We start from the raw sequence: 21884 nt of genomic DNA on the forward strand, positions 1-21884 counted from the left end.
GCCGACTCCTCTCGCCGACTAGATCATCTACGAGTCCCGTCGATGGCGGCTATCAAGTATTTGAACCTCCTGGTCTCAACGCGCCTTAAGCCCTGCGAGCACAGCAGCTCGCTGATATCACCAGATCGCCACGCAGGGTGGCGATCCATTAGAGAACTGATCGAGCAGGAGAAACACGACAATGTCGGCGCAGCAGAAACAGATGAAACTCATCGGTGTCTGGAGCCCTCCAGGCGCTCACGCTGCCGGTTGGCGAGAATCAGAATCGCCAACAACCGAGATGTATTCCTTTACCAATATGGTGCGCGTCGCCAGATTGGCCGAAGAAGGCAAGATGGATGCGCTCTTTCTGGCGGACACCAATCATCTACCCACCGTTCCGTTGATCGAGGCAACTGATCCGGCGGCCGAAGGATATTCAAAGATCATCCGCATGGATGCGATCACGATGATTGCGGCGCTTGCCGCATCCACGTCGCGGATCGGCATCATTGCCACCGCTACGACGACCTATAGCGAGCCTTACAGCATGGCTCGCGCCATAGCGACAATCGATCATGTCAGCGGTGGACGGGCAGGCTGGAACCTAGTGACCACCCAATCCGAGGGCGAGGCGCCGAACTATGGCCGCGATGTGCATATGGAGCACGGCGCCCGTTACGAACGCGCAGAGGAATATTTCGACGTCTGTGCCGGTCTCTGGGATTGCTGGGATGACGATGCTCTTGTTTTCGACAAGAAGAATGCACGTTTTTCGGACGTTTCGAAAATCAACGTGCTCAATCACGACGGCAAGCATTTCAAGGTCAAGGGACCGCTCAATCTTCCGCGTAGCCCACAAGGGCGGCCCGTCATTGCCCAGGCAGGCGCTTCGGCCCCTGGTCGCGAATTGGCATCACGCATCGCAGACGTGGTGTTTCTTGCAAGCTCGGCCCGGGACGAGACCAAAGTCTTCCGTGACGACCTCCGCAACCGGGCTTCGGAGCGGGGGCGCTCGCCCGACAGCATCAAGGTCATGCCCGGCATCATGCCGATCATCGGTCGGACGGAAGAGGAGGCAAGCAAACATTATCTTCGACTTCAGGAGGGCATCACCGATGCCCAGGGTCTTATCGCACTGAGACGAATTTCGGTCGGCATCGATCTGACCAAATTTCCTCTCGACGGACCGATGCCGGAGCTGCCGCCGACCAACGGTGCGACGACACGCCAGCAGATTGTCATCGACTGGGCGCGCAAAGAGGGCCTGACTTTGCGGCAAGTTGCGCGACGCTTTGCCGAGACGGACGGCCATCACCTGGTCTGGGGTACGCCAGAGCGTGTCGCCGACCTCATGGAGGATTGGTTTTCCAGCGAGGCCTGCGACGGCTTCTGCGTGCTGTTTCCATATTTCCCGCGCGGCATCGAGGACTTCGTACAGCTGGTCGTGCCTGAACTGCAGCGACGAGGGGTTTTCCGGCAGGAGTACGAGGGTACTACATTGCGAGAAAACCTCGGCCTTGCTGTTCCTCCGCGTCTTGCGCGTTTCGCCGACAGACATCGATAGGCATATTTTAGGCCGCCTGAAATCTAAAGCGGAAAGCCGATGCCGATCCTTGCGATCCGGGCCGGCTTTTCAGAGTGACGGATAGCGCGATGCGGCGGGATGCGCATTATCGAGCGGCATTCGCGCTCCGCTGCGACTATTCACGACACCCACCTGAATCTCGCATTTAAGGACGATACAGTAGTTCCATAATACATGTTATCTGTTTTTTAGCCGGCTAAAGGTACATTCTATTTCCAACCGCGAACCTTCGAGTTCGCCCTTCGCCAAAAGGAACAACAATGGGGGTCTCAGCATCGATTCTGGGATGTCGGGCTCAGGCTCTCGCCCTCTAAGGAATTGCCATATCTTTCGTTTGCAGCGTCAATTCCACCATCGTCGGTTGGAAACCCATCCCAACGAACAGGCGCTGACCGGCTACGTTTCGGTGCGCTGTCGACAAGACGATTTGGGATGCCCCGAGCTGGGTGAGGCCTTCGACAGCAGCCGCCAGCAACGCCCGACCTGCGCCCCGGCGCCGTTGGCTCTCCGCTACGAAGATATCGTGGACCACTCCCGCCGGGCCTCGAAGCGCCATGTAGTCCGGGCCCTCGACGCCCGCATAGACGTAGCCGACGACCTCGCCCTCGACTTCAGCAGCAAGGACGATTACGCCCGGCTTGCCGAGTTGGTTCCTGAGATAGTTCGAGTACATCGAAGGCGTTCGCGGACTTGCAGAAATAAACCGCAAGCGATCCCATTCATGATGGATCGCGATGAGTTGTGCACCGTAGCCGCCGAGGACATCGACGTCGGCTTCGGTCGCAGGCCTTACTCTGATGTCATTCTCGGCCGATTTATTCGCGCTCATCTATTCTTCCTACCGGGCTCTCTCCGACCCCTTGTCGCGATACCGAAGCACATCTACGAGAACGGAGAAAGCGGCCGAGGGTTGCCGTCTACTCGGGTAATAAAGATGGTAACCAGCGAACGGCGGACACCAGTCATCGAGCACTCGGACCAGTCGTCCGTCGGCAAGTTGCTGCTCAACATGATCCTCCATGACAAACCCAAGGCCGAATCCCTCTTCGGCCGCCCTGATGATCATGTTGGTATTGTTGAACGCTAGCTGCCCGTCCACCCGCACCCGAAGTTCTCGCCCATTCTTCTCCAGCTCCCAGGCGTAGAGCCCGCCGCCGCTGAGCATTCGGAGATTGATGCATCGATGGTTCGCTAGATCCTGCGGCAACGTCGGCGCAGGTCTCTCCGCAAAGTAGGCAGGCGATGCTACGATCGCCATGCGGAGTTCCGGCCCGATACGGACTGCGACCATGTCCTTTGCGAGCGCCTCCCCCAGACGCACTCCGGCGTCGAACCGTTCCGAGACGATATCGGTCAGGCTGGAATCGATCACGAGCTCGACATTGATCTCGGGATATTCCTGGAGGAGCTTTCGAAGCGCCGGCCAAAGCACGGTCGTGGCGGCGTGTTCGGACGTGGTGATGCGGATGTTTCCCGCCGGGCGCATCCGCAGTTCGCTCAACGAAGTTAGTTCGTTCCCGATGCTGTCCAAAGCTGGTCGGAGCGTGGCGAGCAGCCGCTCTCCGGCCTCGGTAGGTGCGACGTTGCGCGTCGTGCGCGTCAGAAGACGGACGCCCAGCCGCGCTTCGAGTCGACGTATCGTATGGCTGAGAGCAGACTGCGACGTGCCGAGCCGGGCGGCCGCGCGCGTGAAGTTCTGTTCCGCTGCGACCGTCATGAACGCGTTTAGATCAACCAGTTCCTCACGCCTCATTCATGAACTCCCGATATCGATGCCGGCAATTTACTAAAGTTGAAGCAGGCAATCCAACGATCGTCAACCTTTGGATCGCGGTAGCAGCGCGAGACTTGCGAAGCTTGTGATCCCGGCGATGGCGGCGATGGCGGCGAGCGGTCGCGGCGTGCCGTCGGCAAAGGCGCTGATGGCAGCCGACCCCACGATGCCGCATCCGTAGTGCAGCGCGCCAACAAGTGCAGAGACGGCGCCTGCCCGTTCCGGAAAGTCCTGCAGTGCTCCGCCAATCGAGTTGGCGACGATCAGCCCGGACCACGAGACGAAAACAAAGAGCGGGACAGCCAGTCCGGCCAGCCCGCCCCAACCGGTGACGCCTGTTATGATCAGAACGACGCCGCAGGCGGCAGCACCCGCCGCTCCGAGCTGCAGGAGCCGACGGCTGCCGAAGCGGATCACGAACTTCGCATTGACGACGTTCGCCGCCATAATGCCCACGATCCCAAGGGCGAACAGGACGCCGTAGAGCTGCGGCGTGATGTGGTAGTATTCAATGAAAGCGAAGGGCGTTCCGGCAATGTAGGCGTAGACCCCCGCATAGAAGAAGCCGCCGACCGCGGCAAAGCCAATCAGGCGTCGATCCGCGAGTAATCTACCGTAGCCGCCGAGTGCAGCCAGCATCGAATCTTTCCGACGTCGTTCGATGGGGAGAGTTTCAGGGATCGTGAAAAGCGCGGCGAGGGTTGCAAGCCCAACGACGGCCAAGAGCCAGAAGATCGCGCGCCAGCCCGCGACGGCGAGCACTTGGCCGCCAACGATCGGTCCTAAAAGCGGCGCGACGGCCATCACAGTGATGAGCGTCGACAGCATCTGCGCGGCCCGGCTTCCCTCGTACAAATCTCTCACCATCGCGCGCGACAGAACGACACCCGAACATGCACCGACTGCCTGGACGATGCGCCAACAAATCATCTCCGTTGAGGTGCCGGACGTCGCGCAACCGACGGACCCGAGAATGAAGAGCAACAGGCCTGCTGCGACAGGCAGACGCCGACCGTAGCGGTCGCCGAGCGGCCCCCACAGGAGTTGCCCTAGGCTGAAGCCAATCAGGAACCCCGACACTGTGAGTTCTATCGAGCCAGCGTCCGCGTTGAGGTCGCCAGCCATTGTCGGCATGGCTGGAAGATAGAGGTCGGTCGAAATCGATGCGAATCCCATCAGGGCGCTCAGGATAGCGAGAACGCGGAGCCGTGGCGGCTGAGGCGTAGCTATGCTTGCGTTCGTAACGAATGGCGGGGTCGCTTCGACCAGCTCTTGTGACATGACGATATCTTTCAAAGAAGGAAGGCGCCTCGCGGCGCCTTCGGGGAAGTCAGAGACCTGTGGTCTTCATCAGATGTTCAGGATAGCGCTCGCCCTCGACTTGAATCTGGGCCGCTAGCTGATCGAGCTCCGCAAGATCTTTGGAGGTCAGATGAACGTCAGCCGCGGCGAGGTTCTCCTCGAGACGGTGAAGCTTCGTCGTTCCCGGAATGGGCACGATCCAAGGCTTCTGCGCCAGCAGCCACGCTAGAGCGATCTGCGCGGGCGACGCCTTCGTCTCGTCGGCGACCCGACGGATCAGGTCGATGAGCGCCTGGTTCTTCTCCATGGCCTCTGGCGTAAAGCGGGGCAGGATCTTGCGGAAGTCGTTCTCCGCAAGCTTGCTATCCTTGCTTATCGCTCCGGTGAGAAATCCCTTGCCAAGGGGGCTGTAGGCAACGAGGCCGATGCCAAGTTCCTCGCATGCCTGCAGGATGCCGTTCGTCTCAGGCCCGCGGGTCCAAAGCGAATATTCATTCTGAAGTGCCGTGACTGGCTGCACGGCATGGGCCTTCCGAACAGTCTGCGCGCCGGGTTCCGAAAGACCGAAGTGCTTCACCTTACCCTCGGCGATCAGATCCTTTACCGCGCCCGCTACGTCTTCGATCGGAACGTTGGGGTCGACGCGGTGCTGATAGAAGAGATCGATGACGTCGACGCCCAGGCGCTTCAACGATGCGTCCGCAACTCTCTTGATCTGCTCCGGCCGGCTGTCGAGGCCGACCGTCTTACCGTCCTGGATATTGAAGCCGAACTTCGTCGCGATCACGACCTGATCGCGGACCGGGCGCAGGGCCTCGCCAACGACCTCCTCGTTCGTGTGCGGGCCGTAGACTTCAGCCGTGTCGAAGAAGGTGACGCCGCGCTCGACAGCTGCGCGCACCAGCTTGATGCTGTCCTCGTTGCTAAGGGCATGTCCGTAGGAGAAATTAAGGCCCATGCAACCGAAGCCTAGGGCGCTGACTTCCAGGCCCTGGCCGAGAGTTCTCTTTTTCATGATGGATACCTCGTTTATTTCGATCGGGAGAACATAGGCGCACGTCCCACTGCCGATTAGTCCGTTAGATCGGCATGAGGTCATGACACCAGTTCATAAATGGCCGATGCGTAAAGATCGCACTCCTCCGTAGCTCAGCCATAGACTTCGCGATGCGCGCCGCGCCGGAGGACTTGTCGATGACGACCGTGCGACCTTTGGGATCGAGCGTCACTTTGACGGCATTGACCAGAACATTGACCTCAAGCGGCATGCGTCCACGGCATCGGAGTTGGCTTTGACCTCCCGCGAGCCGGAGTTGCAGGCGACTTAACGCGACTTCGCATCTGAACTGGCGGCAATGGAGAATCTGGTGGCAGATCGTAGGCGACCCTACCGAAAATCTCGAAGCTCGTCGCTGTCGTGGGCCCTGCATTCAATATCGCAGTTTGCAGGTCTCGCCAACCTGCACGCAGAGGCCGCGTCGCGCCAAATCCGAGCTTTCTGCTTTCACAAGATCGACGGTTAAACACCATACATACAACCGTTGGCATGTAGGCCCCTAAATACTATTTGCTCAAATGCCTTCTTCGTAGGCAGCAATTGACTGTTTTTTATGCATATTCACGAAGATGTGAATATCTTAATGCACGCTACAGGAGATTTTTCTCTTTTGCACGAAGTGCCGGCGCGTTAGTCGTAAAAGTGTTGTCGGAATAAGTCCGCCTATCACCATTCAGGCGGCAATCTGAAGCAGAGTCCCGGTCGCGGAAAGCGGGACGAATGCACAGGAGGCCTGCAAGTTGAGGACGTGGTTTCAGAAACTGACGGATGTTTCCTCCATCGCGCATACGGAAGGCATGCTGAAGCAGGCGCTCGCCGAGCTCACGCCCGAACTCGGCTTCGACTGCTATGCATACCTCAAAGTGCAGCCGATTGGATCCTTCGCCGTCTCCAACTACCCGCCTGAATGGCAGATGCGATATCTAGCCCAGCGATATACCAAGATTGATCCGGTGGTCGCGACCGCGAGGTCGGTGATGCGAGCCTTTACCTGGGCTGCTGAAAGCCCGAGGCGAGTTTCGTCAAAGCGGCTTCGGCGCTTTTATTTGGAAGCAGCAGACTTCGGATTAAGGTCGGGCATCTCCATCCCTATCCGAACTGCCTTCGGCCATATGTCGATGCTGACCCTTGCATCAAACAAACCATCCCTATCCCTCGCAAAGGATATCGATCAGCTCGCCGCCGTCACCGCAGTATCGATGCTTCATGCCAAGCTTGAGCAGCAGGATGCCGCGCCCACCGCAAGCGCACCGGTCGAACTCACGGTGAAACAGGCGACCTGTCTCAGGTGGTCAGCGGAAGGAAAGTCGATGCGCGACATCGCCTCTCTCGAAAACCTGTCCTTCGGCACGGTAAACTTTCACCTGAACAATGCGCGCAAGGCTCTTGATGCCGGAAGCCTCATACAGGCAAGCGCACTCGCCACAAAGATTAAGCTGATCTGATCTCTCAGGACGCTCAGTCCGACGGCACAGGGGGAATGTGTCCCAGTACGTCCAACAGAGTCGAAAGCACAGTCTGCTGTGCATGCATATCGATCATGGCAGCAATATAGGCGATGCGAGCAGCACCGACAGTCTCAGCGAGAGGATCGAGAGGTGCCATACTGCATTGCTCCCAGCGTTCCTCCGCCACATCACGAAGCCGGCGGTGAGACTTGATCGCATCGATCGTGATCCGTTCCAGATCGCCCTTCGGAAGATTTTCTGTCAGCCCGACAATGGGGCGAAGGATAATTTTTTGCTCCGACTGCACGTTCTTATTTTTACCAGCTACCATAATGGTCTTCCAGGAGTGGCGTGCACCGTACGCTCCGCAAACGTTAATCCCTGATCCCAAGCCGGGGTTGGAAACTCTGCCTAAACAGGCCTGCGACCGCTGGTGCTGTATTTCACCGATTTCATCCGCGATGAAAGACATATTTGTAGTTTGCATGGACAAATTACGCCATTTCGGCAGATGTGCCTGCACACGAGCGCCTATAGCGCGCGATTGTATCGTATACTCTGTAGATGAATGCGCTGCAACGCGCATGACTCCGGATTATGAATATTCGAGAGATCTTCGCGCTGAATCTCAGGACACTGCGAAACGCCGAGGGGCTTTCGCAGGAGGAGCTGGCACACCGAGCAAACGTCCATCGCACCTATGTCAGCTCTCTGGAGCGGTGTGTCTATAGCCCGACTATCGATATGGTCGACGGCCTCGCCCGAATACTCGGTGTAGAAGCCTTCGAACTTCTGGTCTCAAAACGCCGGCCCGGCGCCAAGAAGACGGGCAAATCCGGTTCCGACTCTTCCTCCGACGCGTAATTCTGACGTGAGTGAAGCTCGCGCTGCTCCAGACAAATTCCGATCATTCTGCCGCGTAGAAGCATAGAGCTTTGCGAGTTCATGGTTCATTCTTGGGCGTCTGGTCCCCCGCTGCCCCTTCCGCTGCAAGGGTGCAAAGCATGAGAGCGGTCTCGTAGGATTTTTCGAAAGCGGGAACGGGCAGGAACTCGAAGCGCGAATGGAAATTATAGGCGCCGGTGAAGAAATTCGGGGTGGGTAATCCCCGGGCCGACAGGGCTGCCCCGTCAGTTCCTCCACGCATCGGAGTGAGCTTTCTCTCGATCCCGAGCCTGTCCAAGGCGCTGAACAGCAATTCGGCCGAGCGATTGTCGCCCTGGAGGTAGTCCCCGATGTTATGATAGGTATCGGCCACGCTATATTGCACCGATCCTGAAGGGTATTGCGGCCCGATCCGTTCGGCGACATCGCCGATCCGCAGTTTCCGCTGCTCGAATTTGGCCTTGTCGAAATCACGGATCATAACCTTGAGCCGAGCCTCGCTGTCGTTGGCAACAAGGTCCTTGAACCAGAAATAGCCTTCACGTTTCTCCGTGCATTCAGGTGTTTCGTTGCGGTCGAAATGGGAGATGAAGTCGAGCGCCATCAGCAGCGGGTTGACCAATACCCCCTTTGCCGACATCGGATGAGCACTGACGCCGGTAAAGACGATCTCACCGGATGCGGCGTTGAAGTTCTCGACGACGACCTCGCCAAGCTCGCAGCAATCAATGGTGTAGGCGAAATCGCACGGGAAGCGGCTGAGATCGAGCGCCTTGGCGCCCCGTAGCCCGATTTCCTCATCCGGAACGAAGGCGACAGAAATGTCGCCGTGAGGCTGCGAAAGCTCAAGCTTGGCGAGGAGGGTCATGATAACCGCAATGGCTGCCTTGTTGTCCGCACCAAGGACGCTCGTGCCGTCACTGAGAATAATATCCTGGTCCTGCCAGGGAAGAATTTCCGGATGTTCCGCGATCAGCAACCAGATGTCTTTCTCCGGGTTGAGGCACAGATCCAGCCCCTCAAAACGTTTGATCTGCGGCCGAATGACCGGGGAGAGGCCCACATCGACCGTGTCGAGATGCGCGATGAAACCGATGCGCGGAGCGCCCGGACTATTGCCGCGCTTTACACCGGTCACGATCGCCTGCTCATCGTCGACGCCGAGATCGCGCAGTTCCTGTGCCAGCATCTTGGCAAGCTCAAGCTGTCCCGGTGAAGAGGGCAGATGCGTTGAAGCCGCGTTACTCTGGCTTTCTATGGCAACATAGCGGAAAAACCGAGCGACAAGTTCGTCGCGAATGCCCATCGTTTCTTGTGCAGTCGAATACATTCAATTCCCTCATTGGCGATGAACGATGATGCTCTTGGGCGGCGGTGTCCTGTGAGCATCCGGCGGCTTAGATGCGAAAAATACCGATCCCGCCTTCCAGTTCGATCTGCACGCCCAGATTTGCGGACTGCTCTCTAAATCGCCGCAGGATTCTCGTCGCACCTCCTCCAGTTGCGAGATGTGGAACCAGCCGGCTTTCGAGCAGGCGATCCTTCAATCCGTCCTCTCCGCCGATCACGACGGGATAGAATCTGATGTCGATCAGATCGTTATCCTGCCCGTAAGAGCACACACCGACAACACTCTCCCATACCTCCGGTGCCAGCCACGTCGATTTTTCCGACCTGACATGGAAGATGAAATTGCCGAGACTGTAGAAAATCGGGCGGCGGCGATAGATCTCCATGGGTTGAAGCACCGGAGCGCCGTGGCTGACGAACATCGCCGCACCCGCATCGATACACCGTCTTGCAACGGCGCCGACCCAGTCCGGCACCTGATACCAGTCGGAAGCCCAGTGGTGGTGGTGCAGATAGGCTATGACGAGGCAGCCATCCCCGGCGGCAGAAGCAATCGCCGCTAGGTTCCTGGCAACGTCGTGATCATCGACTTTGACGCTCCTGCCGAAGCTGTTTGATCGTTTGAAGACTGCCCGCGCGATCGCGATCTCGTCGTGCGGATCGACAAGCGGCCGATCGTCCGGCTGGCTATCATTGGCGAGGTCGATCGGCGTGTAGCCGACATTGTCGCTAATGGAGCAAAGCTGCCCGAAGGCTGCGTCATCGACCTTGATGACCTGCGACAGACGTAATCGGTTCACGCCGGGGCGTTCAGGCCGGCCGATGTCTGCATTCGCTGCATACATGAAATCGGGACCCGGACCACCGTCCATCGCGACGATGGCGACACGCCGCCCACTGACCGTTCCAGTGCCAGCCTGCGCAGCCTCAAATTGGTTGCGGCCGAGACCCGCATGGAGGAAGCCTCGTTTCTCCACTTCCTCCAAGGTCGACAGCACGCCGGAGGGGCCAAGATCGAAGGCATGATTGTTCGAAAGCGAAAGTGCCCGAAACCCGGTTGCCTGAAGCGCATCGAGGACAACGGGATCACTGCAGCCGAAGAACGATCCCTTGAGCGGCCATCCACCGTGGCTTCCAAGGATCGTTCCCTCGAAATTGGTGAACGAAAGGTCCGCCTGTTGAAGCAGGGCCTGCACCTCCTGAAACGCCGGAGCGCGGATAGCGCGGATGTCGTGCTTTATGAGCGACTGGCCCGTAACGGCCAATGTGAACCTGTCTTTCATGTGTCACCTTTTGGAGCGGCAAGAGCCGCTAAAATTCGGAAAACGGATGTTGATCACTGGGCCAACGGCGTGCCGCCGCGGCCCAGCAGCACTCAACAGGTGAACCGGAGGGGCCGGGCGTCGATGAGAGTGCGCGTGTAGGGATTTTGGGATTGTGAGAAGATAAAGTCGGAGGCCCCGAAGTCCTCCACCCGGCCATCCTTGAAGATGTAGACGGAACTGCAGAGCTGCTGCACGACGGCAAGGTCGTGCGAGATGAAGATCATCGTCATGTCCCGCTCGGCGATGCTGTCTTTGAGAAGCTTGACGATGTCTGCCTGTACGGACACGTCGAGCGCTGATGTCGGCTCATCTGCAATGATGATCTCAGGCCTCGCCAACAGCGCCCGCGCAATGCAAACGCGCTGCTTCTGGCCGCCCGACAGCTGATGCGGATATCGGGTGAGCAAGATCCGGGAGAGACCAAGCCGATCCATCATCATGCCCACGTCCGCGGGCTCTTCACCGGGACGCATATCTGCGCCAAAGCGGATGCTTTCGCGCAACGTCTCGTCGATGGTCATCCTGGGATTGAGCGACACAGCGGGATCCTGAAATACCATCTGCACACGGCCAAGGAGGCCATTGCGGCGGCCGCTCTTTGAAACATCGAACTCGTTTCGGCCGATCGTCACGCGCCCCACTGAGGCCGTGTCCAGTCCGGCGATGATCCGGCCGAGCGTTGTCTTGCCGCTTCCACTCTCCCCGACAATGCCGGTGATCTCGCCGCGCGGCAGCCGTATGCTTGCGTCACGCAACGCAAACTTTGCGCTCTTTCGGCCGAGGCTCCATGAGAACCCTTGTGAGGAAAAGGATTTTGAAACGCCCTCTGCAACGAGAAGCACGTTGTCGCCCTCCCCGCCATCGGAGGACATGGTCCGGCTGCCGTTAGCTTTCGCGTCCACTACCGCTGTCGAGATCCGCAGCCGCGGGACCGCGGCAAGCAGACTGCGCGTGTAGTCGTTTCCAGGCGCGTCGAGAATGGCCGCGGTACGATCCTGTTCCACCACCTGGCCCTTTCGCATGACGAGAACCCGGTCGGTTACCTCGGAGACCACGCCCATGTCGTGGGTGACCAGGATGATGGAGACGCCCGTCTCATCGACGAGGGTTCGAAGGAGTTTGAGAATCTGCTTCTGGACCGTGGCATCGAGTGCCGAGGTCGGCTCGTCGGCGATGATGATGTCGGGAGATCCCGCAAGCGCGATTGCGATGACCGCCCGTTGTCTTTGTCCCCCGGAAAACTGATGCGGATAATTGCCGTACCGACGCTGCGGCTCCGGGATGCCGACACGGGCCAGGAGCTCGACAGCCCGTATGCGAGCCTCACGTCTCGAGACAGAGCCGTCGATCGCCAGGATCGTTTCCTCCAGCTGCGCGCCGACGCTCATCAGAGGATCGAGTGAGGCGGTATGATCCTGGAAGATGGCGGATATCCGCCGTCCTCGGATGGCGCCCTCCCCCTCCCCCTCTCCCATGGCGTCGATCGGTTTTCCGTCGAATTCGATCGCCCCCGACGTCAGCTCAAACTCAGGCGCAAGCAAGCCGAGGACGGCATTGCCCACTGTCGACTTTCCAGCCCCCGATTCACCGATGATGCCAAGGATCTCTCCGCGTCCAAGCTCGAAACCCACATCTTGCAGGATCGTTACCGGTCCGGATTCGGAGAGATGTTGAAGACCGAGGTTCTTCACCCGAAGCAGGGGCATTTCTCTAGTTTCGTCAGTCATGCCGGACGGCTCCTTGGGTCGAGTCGACGACGAACGTCTTCACCGACGAGGTTGATGCTTGCGATCAGACCGAAGAGGGCCAGCCCGGGAAAAAGGCTGATCCAGTACTGGCCGGTCAGAAGGTATTGGAAGCCATTTGCGACTGTGGAGCCCAGGGAAGGCTTGTCGATTGGAACACCGAGGCCAAGAAAGGACAGGGTCGCTTCCAGCGCGATCGCATGGCCGACTTCGATCGGGATCAAGGTCACCGCCGGCGCGATGCTGTTCGGAAGCAGGTGACGAAAGATGATCCTGGATGTCGGCAACCGCATCAGTCGGGCCGCATCCATGTAGGACTTGTTCGTCTCGCTGAGCGCGACGCTGCGCGCCAACCGGGCATAGCTCGCCCACTGGGCGATGATCAGCGCCAGAATGATCCGGTCTATTCCGGGGCCAAGCGTGACGATGGCGATCAGGGCGACGAGGATCGTCGGCAGGCTGAGCTGAAGGTCAACGAGCCGCATGATCGCGATGTCGGCCCACTTGCCGAAATAAGCGGCGCTGACGCCGGCCGTCAGCCCGATCAGGGCAGCGATCGCGGCGCTTGTGACCGACACCACCAGGCTGATCCGCAAGCCGTAGAGGATACAGCTGACAATATCCCTGCCGAGCCCGTCCGTTCCGAGCAGGTAGAGATAGCCGCCGCTCCCCCACGTGCCTGGAGGAGAAGACGCCTCCCATCCGTAGATTTGCAAGGGGTCGTAGGGGTTTTGCGGCGCAATCGCCGGTGCGGCAATAGCAAGCAAGACATAGGCTACAAGTAGGATCTTGGACACATCTGGCATCGGCCATTGAGGGCGCCGGTTCAACGCCCGGAGAATATGAGCTTTCATGGCGGTTCCCTTCATGATGACAAGCGCACGCGCGGGTCGAGCACGGCATGGAAGAGGTCGACAAAGGCGTTGAGGGCGACGAACGCGACCGAGATGAAGGTCAGTGTCGCCATCACCACAGGCCGGTCGAGGAGTTGGATGGAGTCGATCAGGAGCTTGCCGACCCCCGGCCACGAGAAAATCGATTCCACGACCACCGCAAAGGCGAGCATGCCGCCGAATTGCAGGCCGATGATCGTTACGATCGGGATGCTGATGTTCGGCAGGGTGTGGCGGAATAGGATCCTTCGTGAGGAAAGCCCCTTCGCACGGCAAAACCGCGTGAAATCCAGGCTCTCGACTTCGATCGTGCCCGATCGCGAAAGCCGCGCGATGAGCGCGATGTTCGGTATCGCGAGGGCAAGTACCGGAAGAACCATGTGCCACAACCCGTCCCACGTCAGGACGCTCCACTCTTGTCCGAGGAAACTTGCCGTCGCGCCCCTGCCCCCGGATGGAAACCAGCCTGTCAGGATGGCGCCGGTGAGGATCAGCATCATGCTCAGCCAGAATGATGGAACGCTCAGCGCGAACACGCTCGATCTCAGGATCGATCGGTCGAGCAGCGTGCCCTTCCTCCGGCCGGCCAGGAGCCCCACTCCTGTTCCGGCCGGAGCCGCGATGAGCATCGCGACACATGCGAGCTCGAGCGTCGCGGGAAGCTTGCTCATGACCAGCTGGAGGGCCGGCAGATGGTAGATGTACGACGTTCCGAAGTTTCCATGGACAAGGTTGCCGATGAAGAGGAAGTACTGGCGCCAGATCGGCTGATCCAGTCCCAGCGCGACGGTCGCGCGCCGGATATCCTCAGGCGTGGCGGTTTCGATGTTGACGATGTTGAAGACCGGATTGCCGATGCTGTGAATGCCGATGAAACCGATCACCGACATGGCAAGTAGGAGAAGGAAGGCCTGCGATAGTCTTCCCAATGCAGCTGAAATCAAGGCCATGATCGACTACTCCGTCGCTGGAAGCGTCTGCATCGCGGTCGTCCAGCCACGGGGGTGCATCACATAGGAGCCAACCCGCGGGCCGTAACCGACGATATGATGGAAGTGGTAGAGCGGAATGATCGGCTGGTCGGCCATCACGAATTCCGTCGCGTCGGCAAGCGCCTTATTCCGCTCCGGGCCCTCCTGGATGCTTTCCGCCTTTGCCAGCTTTTCGTCAAAAGCCTCGTTGCGATAGTGCCCGAAGTTCAAGGCTCCGGTCCCACGTTCGGGATCTGGCGACGCCAGGAGAGCATGTAGTATGATGTCGACTGCCTCGCCGGAGGTGCCGCCGTACCAGACCGCATAGTCGCCGCTAGCACGTTTGGTGTTGAAGACCGAAAACGGAAAGGCGGCAGGCTGGACGCTGACCCCGATACGGGCCCAGCTTTGCGCGATCGCCTGGAGGCTCTCAGCATCGCCAGGATAGCGGCCTGCAGGTCCGGCCAGCACGACGTTGAAGCCGTTCGGAAAGCCAGCCTTTGCGAGAAGCGCTTTCGCTTCATCGTAGTTGGGGGCTTCCGGCTTCAGATTTGCCGAAGTGCCAGGCAGACCGCCCGGGAAAACCTGCGCCGCGGCTGTGCCGTAACCGGCAAGGATCTTGTCGACGAGAATGCCGCGATCCGTCGCCATCGCAAGCGCACGCCGCGCCAAGGGGTTCTTGAAGGGATTGGCGATCTGCTCACCGGATTTGCTCGTCACGCCGGGAACTGTCTCTCTTTCCACGTCGAACTGCAGGAAATTGAAACGCGCCGCGCTGACGCTCTCGATCTTTGCACCTCGCTGTTTGAGCGAGGCCACGTCCCGTGCCGGAATGGCATCCGCAAGATCGACATCTCCGGTGGTCAATGCCGCCACGCGCGCCGCAGGGTTCTCGATGATCCGGAACGTCACCGCCAACCAAGCCGGCCTGCGCCCCCAATAGTCGTCATTCCGAGTGAGTTTCAGCATCTCACCGGAACTCCAGCTCTGGAACTTATAAGGTCCCGTGCCGTCGGGCGGGCTACCGGCGTTGAGTTCCTCGGTGGTCTGGAACCCCTGCCCCGGCCGATGCATCACGAAGATCGAGGAAAACGACAGTGGCAGGTTGGGCACATTGCCGTTCGTATCGATGATGACGGTGAGAGGGTCGGGCGCCGAAACCGACTTTATCCCGGCGACATAGGACTGAAAGCCGCCGCTTGGTGGTTTGAGGAAATCCCGGATGCGCTCGATCGTGTAGACGACGTCGTCTGCGGTAAACGGCGAACCATCATGAAAGCGGACATGTTCCCGCAGCTTGAATTCCCATTGCGTGTCGGACGTCGCGCGCCAGGAAACGGCAAGGCCGGGCTTCAGGTCGAGACGCTCATCCTGATAGACAAGCCGTTCGTAGATATGTGAGAGCAGCGAGGTGTTTTCGTTGAGATTGGCGTAATGCGGATCGAGCGTCATCAACTTGTACGACGTCGCGATCCGAAGCTCCTGGGCCTGTGCCGGCCCCAAAGGAACACTCCAGACCGCAAGCACGATCAGCAACGCGGACGGCAAAAACGAACGCAACGGATTTCTCTGTTTCATTGTGAAGTTCCCATTTTTTAATTTTTGGCGCAGCCGGCCGTCGCGGTGGAAGGCGTTCCACCACGCAGTCATCACTGGACCGAAGTCCTCAGAGATCCGGTATCGCAGACGCCAGCTGACCCAAGCGCAACGCGGACTGAAGGCTGGTGTTGATCGCTCCTACTTCGCTGCGCCGGAAGGCGAGAAGGACATTTCCACATCGATCTTCAGCAGATCGGCGATGACGGAACGGATTTGCGGCCAAGGATACTCATCGCTGATGAGCGAGGGTTGCCACTTGGTGACAACGGCATGGAGCTTCGCGGTCGCGCCGATGATCGATTCCGCCGGCGTATCCCACAGGGTTTCCGCAGCCTCGTGCTCTACTGCAGATGCATGGCGTTCTTCTTCAAGGGCCTCGCTGTATCCGACATCTTTATCGCTGGCCCGCAAGGCTTCGGGTACGTGCAGCGGTGAGCCGGCCATCGAAACGAGCTTGGTTTCGAGCCCCTGCTGTCGCAGGCATGATTCGATCAAACGTTGCCGGGCCGCACACCATTCGCGCCAGATCGTGAACGCGAGATCGTCATTGCAAACGTCCAACGGCGCGGTGAGCGAGGCGGCAAGCTCTGGATATGTGGGTAAAGACGCCGCCACGAAGGAATGGAAGTCTCCCCGGGTGACCGGAGACAAAGTTCTGCTATTGTCGGAATCAGCCATGATCCGAGCTCCCGTAAGCTTGGTTGTGGTTAGGCTGTATCCGGTGTTGCAAGCGCCGGGTTCAGCCGATTGATGCTTTTAGTACCATATGGTCATATAATTTACAATGAGAAATACGAAAAAATGAATGGAATAACCGGAGCTCAAATTCGAGCGGCGAGAGCGCTGCTGCGATGGACTGCGGAAGATCTCGCAAAGTCCACTGGTATTGGTGTCATGACGGTACGTCGCGCGGAAGCTGAAGACGGGCAGCCGTCGATTACAGCAGCAAACCTAAAACTGCTCAGGATAACGCTGGAGGATGCCGGCATTGAATTCATCGCGCGCAATGGCGGTGGCGTCGGCGTTCGATTTAAGAAGCCGGAGTGACGATCAACAGCCTACCTACATTGGAGCAATGCCGTCCGACACCGCCGGAGTACGCAGTCGGCATATAGCGCGCCCTGACTCAGCTACAGCTTGAAATCTGGCTCGCGCACGTGCATATACATATGGATATGCAAAGGAGGCCAGCATGCCCCATCTCCGCAACCAAGAATCCACACCGGCACGAGAAGCCAAGCTCTTCCGCAACAATAAGAGCCAGGCAGTCCGTATCCCAGCTGACTTTGAGTTTTCTGGTGACCGGGTGATGATACATCGCGAGGGAGATCGGCTTATCATCGAGCCGGTGCGCCGGAAGAATCTGCTTGATGTTTTGGCCAGTCTGGAACCGCTCGGACCGGATGATCAGTTTCCCGATATCGATGATGCCTTGCTGCCGGTGAAGGAAATTGACCTTTGAGCAAGCTCTACATGCTGGATACCAACATCGTGTCCGACCTTGCCAGAAACCCGCAGGGCGCTGTTGCCAGACGGATCGCCGAAGTTGGACCAGATGCAGTTTGCGTCAGCATCATTACGGCCGCAGAGTTGCGTTATGGCAGCGCCAAAAAAGGATCGGCAAAGTTATCGGCGCAGATCGAGGCCATCCTTGGAAGCATACCAATACTCGCACTCGATGTTCCTGCAGATACCGAATACGGCGGCATCCGGGCCGAGCTGGGGGCCGCTGGCAAACCCATCGGCCCAAACGACCTGTTCATAGCTGCCCATGCCTACGCGCTAGAGGCAGTGCTGGTAACGGCCAATACTGGAGAGTTTAAGCGTATCCGCTCCCTTCGGGTCGAAAACTGGCTTGAATGAACATCTAGCCCAATAAAGGCAGTTTCCCAAAGGCGGCGCAAGCTTTGGACACGGAGGTTTGGTAAGAACCTCGCCACATGCTTTGATAGCACGGAAGTGAATATTAGGAAATTCTGCCAAGCAGGAAGCTTTAACCTCAGAAGCGAGATCTCGAAGGTGACAGCCGAGAATTTTATTGACCCATTTTGTTGGGTTGATTTTTTTGCAATAAGGCATTAATTGTTCCATTAAAAGGAGCAATAATGCGGTTAGCGCTTCAAATCCATTTTGACGGTGAGTGGCATCAAGCTGCTACGCTCGACATAAACGACGAGGACGCCGGCTATCAGGGTGCATCGATCGTTGATTATGACCTCGACTATTTCGTTGCGTCAGCTTCTCATGAGTTCGCGCTAGGCAAAGCGGTCTGCGACCTTCGCGCGCTGTCGGTCCGCTATCCGGTGGACCTCGAAAACCGATATGGCCGTCATTGGCCTCCCTTCCTCCTGGATCTGATGCCGCAAGGACATGCAAGGCGGAAGCTTGCTGAACATCTTGGGCTCGTCGAAGCGTCTCGCGCGTCCGATCTTCCTCTGCTTCTTCGATCGGCGACGGGCGGAATCGGCAATGTTCGAATCAGGCAAGCGGCGGACGCGGAAGCAGAGCGTTTGCACGATGTACAGCGCATGGGTGTTACCGAGGCGGATATTCTGGAGCGTTCGGACCGCTTCATGGAAGTCGCCGATCGTTTCGGAATGCTCGCCTCCGGCTCAAGCGGTCTTCAGGGCGAGTGGCCGAAAGTGTCGATGACCCAAGCGAGCGACGGGCTATACTACCCTGACAGCTTCGTCGCCGACGACGAGGCAATGCGTCATGTCATCGTCAAACTGGTTCGTAGCACTGAACCAGTTGATCGTCTGATTCTCGAAGGTGAAGCACTCTATTCCCGAATTGCTGAGGCAATCGGCCTGAATGTCAGCGAGGTCTCAACCTATGCGGATGGCGTCCTGATCATCCCTCGTTTCGATCGGAAAAAGGGGAAGAATGGCCAGACGGTACGCCTTGGGCAGGAAAGTCTGGTGTCTGCCATTGGCGTTGCCGATTTCGGCCATATCGGCTCGCACGAAATCTATATCGACGTTCTGAAGCGATATTCGTCCGATCCGTTCGCTGACATAGTCGAATACCTGAAGCGCGACATTGCCAATCTGGCGCTCGGCAATCCCGACAATCATGGCCGGAACTCGGCATTGAGCAAGCTTCCTGACGGGAGGATCCGGCTGTCGCCGCTATTCGATTTCGCACCCATGCGACTAGCCAAGGAGGGAATTATTCGTTCCACGCGCTGGGCTTCCATGCGCGATGCAGGCCGCGATCACCTTCCGGATTGGAAACTGATCTGCGCCGAGCTTATGCCCGATCCGGATGAACAGGCGCGCCTCATAACCGCGCTCGGCCAATTTGGCGAACGCTTGAGGCATGCGCCGCAAATTGCCAAAGACATCGGCGCACAGCCCGAAATTCTCGATCGAGCGATGAGCCGCTGCATTGAGATCGCGGACAGCGTTTCAGTGGCCTGCGCATGACATCAGAAAGGAGCTGATCAAATGGCCCGCTGGAAAAAGCCCACGAAAGAAGAAATTCTGGAGCACCGCCGGAATCTAGCCGAGCAGGCGCGTCAGGGTGCGCTGCGCCTGCCGGGCGCTGTGGTGGAAATCCGTAAGAGCTTTGGGATGACACAAGAGGAGTTCTCCAAAACCCTCGGTCTTACGCGGCGGCAAGTCGCCGAAATCGAAGCTGGTACCGCAAACCCGACACTTGAAACACTGGACAAGATCGGCCGCCTGTTCGGATTTGCTGTCGGTTTTGTGCCAAGAACGCCGCGTGAGGACGCCGCGAAATCGCCGTTCAACTGACAACATGCACCGTTTCGTCGCCCACGGCGGCAAACGCAGGGCCGAGCACCCAATCGCCGAGTCCTTAGACAATATCGACCAACGCGGTTGCGGATGACAGCCGCTACCAAATTCCAAACCCGATAGAAGCGCGGTAAATGCTCATCCGCTCAGTCGCCGCACCATGATGACGTCCTCGATTTCTCTGTCACCGTCCAGCAGTCCACAGGGGATCCGGCCAACCTCGATAAATCCATGGCGCCGGTAGAAGCGCAACCCCGCGGGATTTTCGGCGTTGACGGCGAGTTCCAGCTGCAAAACTCCCTCGCCTCTTGCAAAGTCGATCACAGCATCCAGAAGATCTTTGGCAAGACCTGTGCTGCGAAAACATTCGCGCAGATAAACCATCACAAGTGTGGCCCGATGGGCCATTTTTCTCGGGCGTTGAGGCATTAAGCCCATTATGCCAACCGGTACTTCACCGCTAAAGGCGACAAAGACCGGATCATTCAGCCTTCGGCGCCAGGCCTCATCAGGAAGCGTTACCCAGTCCTCTAGTCGGCTTGCGAACGAAGCCGGTTCGCAACGAAGAGCTTCCAGCCGAATACGCCGGAAAACATCGATCTCGTCAGGAGCAATTCGCCTGATCAATACTCGCTCTACTCCCATGACGGACTCCAGAAACGTGAACCGAGTTCCGACCGTGGAGAGTTTCGAGCCCAATCAACCACTTGCCGCATGGAGGGGCTTTTTCTTCCCAAATCTCCCAGCCGGCAGCTCCCCAGAAAGCCGCAAGAATTATGCCCACTGCCACTCTGCGGACGCAGGATGAATTGCTTGAGCGCTGAGATGCCCCGACAGCTCCGCCCAAATCGGATCGCTGGTGAAACTGCCAAGGTCGCCGGCGGCGTCCTTAAGCGAATGGGCGCCGTATCTGGCGGCCATCTCAAGCGCAGATCCATTCTGTTCGATCTCCTTGAACGGAGAGCCGTCCTTTGGGCGCAAGACGCGGTGTCCCCACATCCCGGGTCGACCGTCTGCACTCAGCGCATCGAGGAGATCGCGATCGCTGGAGACATCGAGTGTGGTGGCAACAAGGTACCGCATGAGGGGATAATATACGGTCTGCCGGCATCCGCCGAGAACACGAACGCCCGGCAGGATCGACATCACCAGAAACGTCATCAGCAGATTCGGCACCAGTTTGCGCTGGCGCAGCGAAGCCGCGAGGTTTTCACGATCGAACCTCACCTCACGGAACGAAGGGGATCCGCCTGAAAGAACGCCGTCGCGCAAACGCAGAGGAGATATCCTGCCATCCTCCAAACCCCAGAAAAAATCGGTTGTTTGACGTATCCATCCTGTCCAGGGCCCGGCGTTGAGCCGCTCCGTGGTGTGCAATATCCTTTCCGCGAAGTGGTCTCCGACAAGACGAGCCGACAGCCATGACGTCGGGTCCTCGAAATGTTCCGCGACAAGATCGGCAACATCGATATCGTCAAATTGCAGCAGCCGGAGAGATGGCGGAAACGATCTTCGCCACAGGACCTGATTGGCGGCCCTGATCGCCTCGGCTGCCGACGGAAAGTCACTGTCTGGCAAAATAGCCTTGAGCCGGGCAGCGGCGGCATTGGCGGATCCGCCGCCATTTTGCCCCGTCAGCGTGAAGCGATAAGGCCCATTAAGGCCACAAATACTGTAAGGATCCATCCGGCTTCGCGACAGGCCGAACACGTTCACCGCCTCGCCGCCAAGCGACAGCCACCCTGGACCCTTTTTCGACTTCTCGATGAACTTCACCGTCGAAGAGCTGTAGCAGATGTGCCACCGCTGGGCATGGGCGGTAAGGCCGAGTGCGCTGAACAGATGTGTGTAGAAAGCATCAGGCTCGATGAGCAGATGACAATGGGGGCCGGTTTGGATAACTGGCGACGCTGCAATTTGCCGGCTTGCATGCTCTGCATCGTGCTGATTAGCCCCCGCCCTCAACGCGATACGCGTGACAAACGCCCGAAACCGCATCATCGCATCGTCGCGAACCGAACATCGGCCGCGGGCGCCGTTTTCGTAAACTGCAGATGCATAGTCCTTGAGCGGAAGCGCCCAGAACCTGGCAAGGTCGGGCATCAGAAAAGACAAAGTCCGTCTTACATCCTCCGCAGCACTTTGACCGCCCGTGGCGCTCGACAGCTCTTTGCTCATTTTTGCAATTCTCGCATGAACAACCGACC

The 21884-nt window shown here is 58.4% G+C and carries 23 protein-coding genes; 8 read left to right on the forward strand and 15 right to left on the reverse strand.

Going from position 1 to position 21884, the window contains the following annotated elements:
* Positions 1 to 181 precede the first annotated feature (181 nt).
* Positions 182 to 1546 (forward strand): LLM class flavin-dependent oxidoreductase, encoded by a 1365-nt coding sequence (locus AC1RO0_RS23450; RefSeq protein WP_498595041.1) that lies wholly within the window; start codon positions 182 to 184, stop codon positions 1544 to 1546.
* Positions 1547 to 1877: 331 nt separating this feature from the next.
* On the opposite strand, the gene AC1RO0_RS23455 is transcribed toward AC1RO0_RS23450, so the two are convergent.
* From AC1RO0_RS23455 to AC1RO0_RS23475, 5 genes are all read right to left on the reverse strand, one after another.
* On the reverse strand, positions 1878 to 2396 hold the full coding sequence (locus AC1RO0_RS23455) for a GNAT family N-acetyltransferase (protein WP_047639275.1): 519 nt from the start codon (positions 2394 to 2396) through the stop codon (positions 1878 to 1880).
* 9 nt (positions 2397 to 2405) lie between these two features.
* Positions 2406 to 3320, reverse strand: a complete 915-nt coding sequence (locus tag AC1RO0_RS23460) for a LysR family transcriptional regulator (RefSeq protein WP_047639273.1) — start codon at positions 3318 to 3320, stop codon at positions 2406 to 2408.
* 63 nt (positions 3321 to 3383) lie between these two features.
* A complete protein-coding gene (locus AC1RO0_RS23465; protein WP_052224210.1) occupies positions 3384 to 4622 on the reverse strand; it encodes a multidrug effflux MFS transporter in 1239 nt (412 codons plus the stop codon).
* Between the two features lie 49 nt (positions 4623 to 4671).
* Complete coding sequence (locus AC1RO0_RS23470; RefSeq protein WP_047639271.1) at positions 4672 to 5658, reverse strand: aldo/keto reductase; 987 nt, start codon at positions 5656 to 5658, stop codon at positions 4672 to 4674.
* A gap of 64 nt (positions 5659 to 5722) precedes the next feature.
* Complete coding sequence (locus AC1RO0_RS23475; RefSeq protein WP_047639270.1) at positions 5723 to 5911, reverse strand: hypothetical protein; 189 nt, start codon at positions 5909 to 5911, stop codon at positions 5723 to 5725.
* A gap of 529 nt (positions 5912 to 6440) precedes the next feature.
* Between AC1RO0_RS23475 and traR the strand changes: the two genes are divergently transcribed.
* Positions 6441 to 7145, forward strand: coding sequence for an autoinducer-binding transcriptional regulator TraR (traR, locus tag AC1RO0_RS23480; RefSeq protein ID WP_047639269.1), 705 nt, complete (start codon positions 6441 to 6443; stop codon positions 7143 to 7145).
* A 13-nt stretch (positions 7146 to 7158) separates the two neighbouring features.
* On the opposite strand, the gene AC1RO0_RS23485 is transcribed toward traR, so the two are convergent.
* A complete protein-coding gene (locus tag AC1RO0_RS23485; protein ID WP_047639433.1) occupies positions 7159 to 7479 on the reverse strand; it encodes a transcriptional repressor TraM in 321 nt (106 codons plus the stop codon).
* A gap of 266 nt (positions 7480 to 7745) precedes the next feature.
* Between AC1RO0_RS23485 and AC1RO0_RS23490 the strand changes: the two genes are divergently transcribed.
* The gene (locus AC1RO0_RS23490; RefSeq protein WP_498595042.1) at positions 7746 to 8012 is read left to right on the forward strand and encodes a helix-turn-helix domain-containing protein; all 267 of its coding nucleotides are present in this window, start codon (positions 7746 to 7748) and stop codon (positions 8010 to 8012) included.
* Positions 8013 to 8091: 79 nt separating this feature from the next.
* Here AC1RO0_RS23490 and pepT read toward each other — a convergent pair whose 3' ends face one another.
* From pepT to AC1RO0_RS23525, 7 genes are all read right to left on the reverse strand, one after another.
* Complete coding sequence (gene pepT / locus AC1RO0_RS23495) at positions 8092 to 9339, reverse strand: peptidase T (protein WP_498595109.1); 1248 nt, start codon at positions 9337 to 9339, stop codon at positions 8092 to 8094.
* Between the two features lie 91 nt (positions 9340 to 9430).
* A complete protein-coding gene (locus tag AC1RO0_RS23500) occupies positions 9431 to 10666 on the reverse strand; it encodes a CapA family protein (RefSeq protein ID WP_498595043.1) in 1236 nt (411 codons plus the stop codon).
* 92 nt (positions 10667 to 10758) lie between these two features.
* Positions 10759 to 12435 (reverse strand): dipeptide ABC transporter ATP-binding protein, encoded by a 1677-nt coding sequence (locus tag AC1RO0_RS23505; RefSeq protein WP_498595044.1) that lies wholly within the window; start codon positions 12433 to 12435, stop codon positions 10759 to 10761.
* Positions 12432 to 13307, reverse strand: a complete 876-nt coding sequence (locus AC1RO0_RS23510; protein WP_498595045.1) for an ABC transporter permease — start codon at positions 13305 to 13307, stop codon at positions 12432 to 12434. The genes AC1RO0_RS23505 and AC1RO0_RS23510 overlap by 4 nt, the downstream gene beginning before the upstream one ends.
* A gap of 11 nt (positions 13308 to 13318) precedes the next feature.
* Positions 13319 to 14296 carry an ABC transporter permease gene (locus AC1RO0_RS23515; RefSeq protein ID WP_498595046.1) on the reverse strand — a complete coding sequence of 326 codons (978 nt, stop codon included), beginning with the start codon at positions 14294 to 14296 and terminating at the stop codon, positions 13319 to 13321.
* A gap of 6 nt (positions 14297 to 14302) precedes the next feature.
* Positions 14303 to 15895: an ABC transporter substrate-binding protein gene (locus tag AC1RO0_RS23520; protein WP_498595047.1), complete on the reverse strand. Its 1593-nt coding sequence runs from the start codon at positions 15893 to 15895 to the stop codon at positions 14303 to 14305.
* A 159-nt stretch (positions 15896 to 16054) separates the two neighbouring features.
* Positions 16055 to 16594 (reverse strand): hypothetical protein, encoded by a 540-nt coding sequence (locus tag AC1RO0_RS23525; protein WP_498595048.1) that lies wholly within the window; start codon positions 16592 to 16594, stop codon positions 16055 to 16057.
* A 123-nt stretch (positions 16595 to 16717) separates the two neighbouring features.
* Here AC1RO0_RS23525 and AC1RO0_RS23530 point away from each other — a divergent pair, with 123 nt between their 5' ends.
* From AC1RO0_RS23530 to AC1RO0_RS23550, 5 genes are all read left to right on the forward strand, one after another.
* The gene (locus AC1RO0_RS23530; protein WP_246964946.1) at positions 16718 to 16963 is read left to right on the forward strand and encodes a helix-turn-helix domain-containing protein; all 246 of its coding nucleotides are present in this window, start codon (positions 16718 to 16720) and stop codon (positions 16961 to 16963) included.
* Between the two features lie 145 nt (positions 16964 to 17108).
* On the forward strand, positions 17109 to 17378 hold the full coding sequence (locus tag AC1RO0_RS23535; RefSeq protein WP_498595049.1) for an antitoxin: 270 nt from the start codon (positions 17109 to 17111) through the stop codon (positions 17376 to 17378).
* Positions 17375 to 17779 (forward strand): type II toxin-antitoxin system VapC family toxin, encoded by a 405-nt coding sequence (locus AC1RO0_RS23540; protein ID WP_498595050.1) that lies wholly within the window; start codon positions 17375 to 17377, stop codon positions 17777 to 17779. The genes AC1RO0_RS23535 and AC1RO0_RS23540 overlap by 4 nt, the downstream gene beginning before the upstream one ends.
* Before the next feature lie 710 nt (positions 17780 to 18489).
* Entirely contained in the window at positions 18490 to 19344 is an 855-nt protein-coding gene (locus AC1RO0_RS23545; protein WP_498595051.1) for a type II toxin-antitoxin system HipA family toxin, read from the forward strand.
* Positions 19345 to 19365: 21 nt separating this feature from the next.
* The gene (locus AC1RO0_RS23550) at positions 19366 to 19674 is read left to right on the forward strand and encodes a helix-turn-helix transcriptional regulator (RefSeq protein ID WP_037197787.1); all 309 of its coding nucleotides are present in this window, start codon (positions 19366 to 19368) and stop codon (positions 19672 to 19674) included.
* Between the two features lie 141 nt (positions 19675 to 19815).
* Here the strand turns inward: AC1RO0_RS23550 and AC1RO0_RS23555 are convergent, their stop codons facing one another.
* Entirely contained in the window at positions 19816 to 20322 is a 507-nt protein-coding gene (locus AC1RO0_RS23555; RefSeq protein WP_498595052.1) for a GNAT family N-acetyltransferase, read from the reverse strand.
* A gap of 129 nt (positions 20323 to 20451) precedes the next feature.
* Positions 20452 to 21855 (reverse strand): hypothetical protein, encoded by a 1404-nt coding sequence (locus AC1RO0_RS23560; RefSeq protein WP_498595053.1) that lies wholly within the window; start codon positions 21853 to 21855, stop codon positions 20452 to 20454.
* Between the last annotated feature and the right edge of the window lie 29 nt (positions 21856 to 21884).

It is taken from the genome of Rhizobium sp. GW821-FHT14E12, assembly GCF_058803745.1.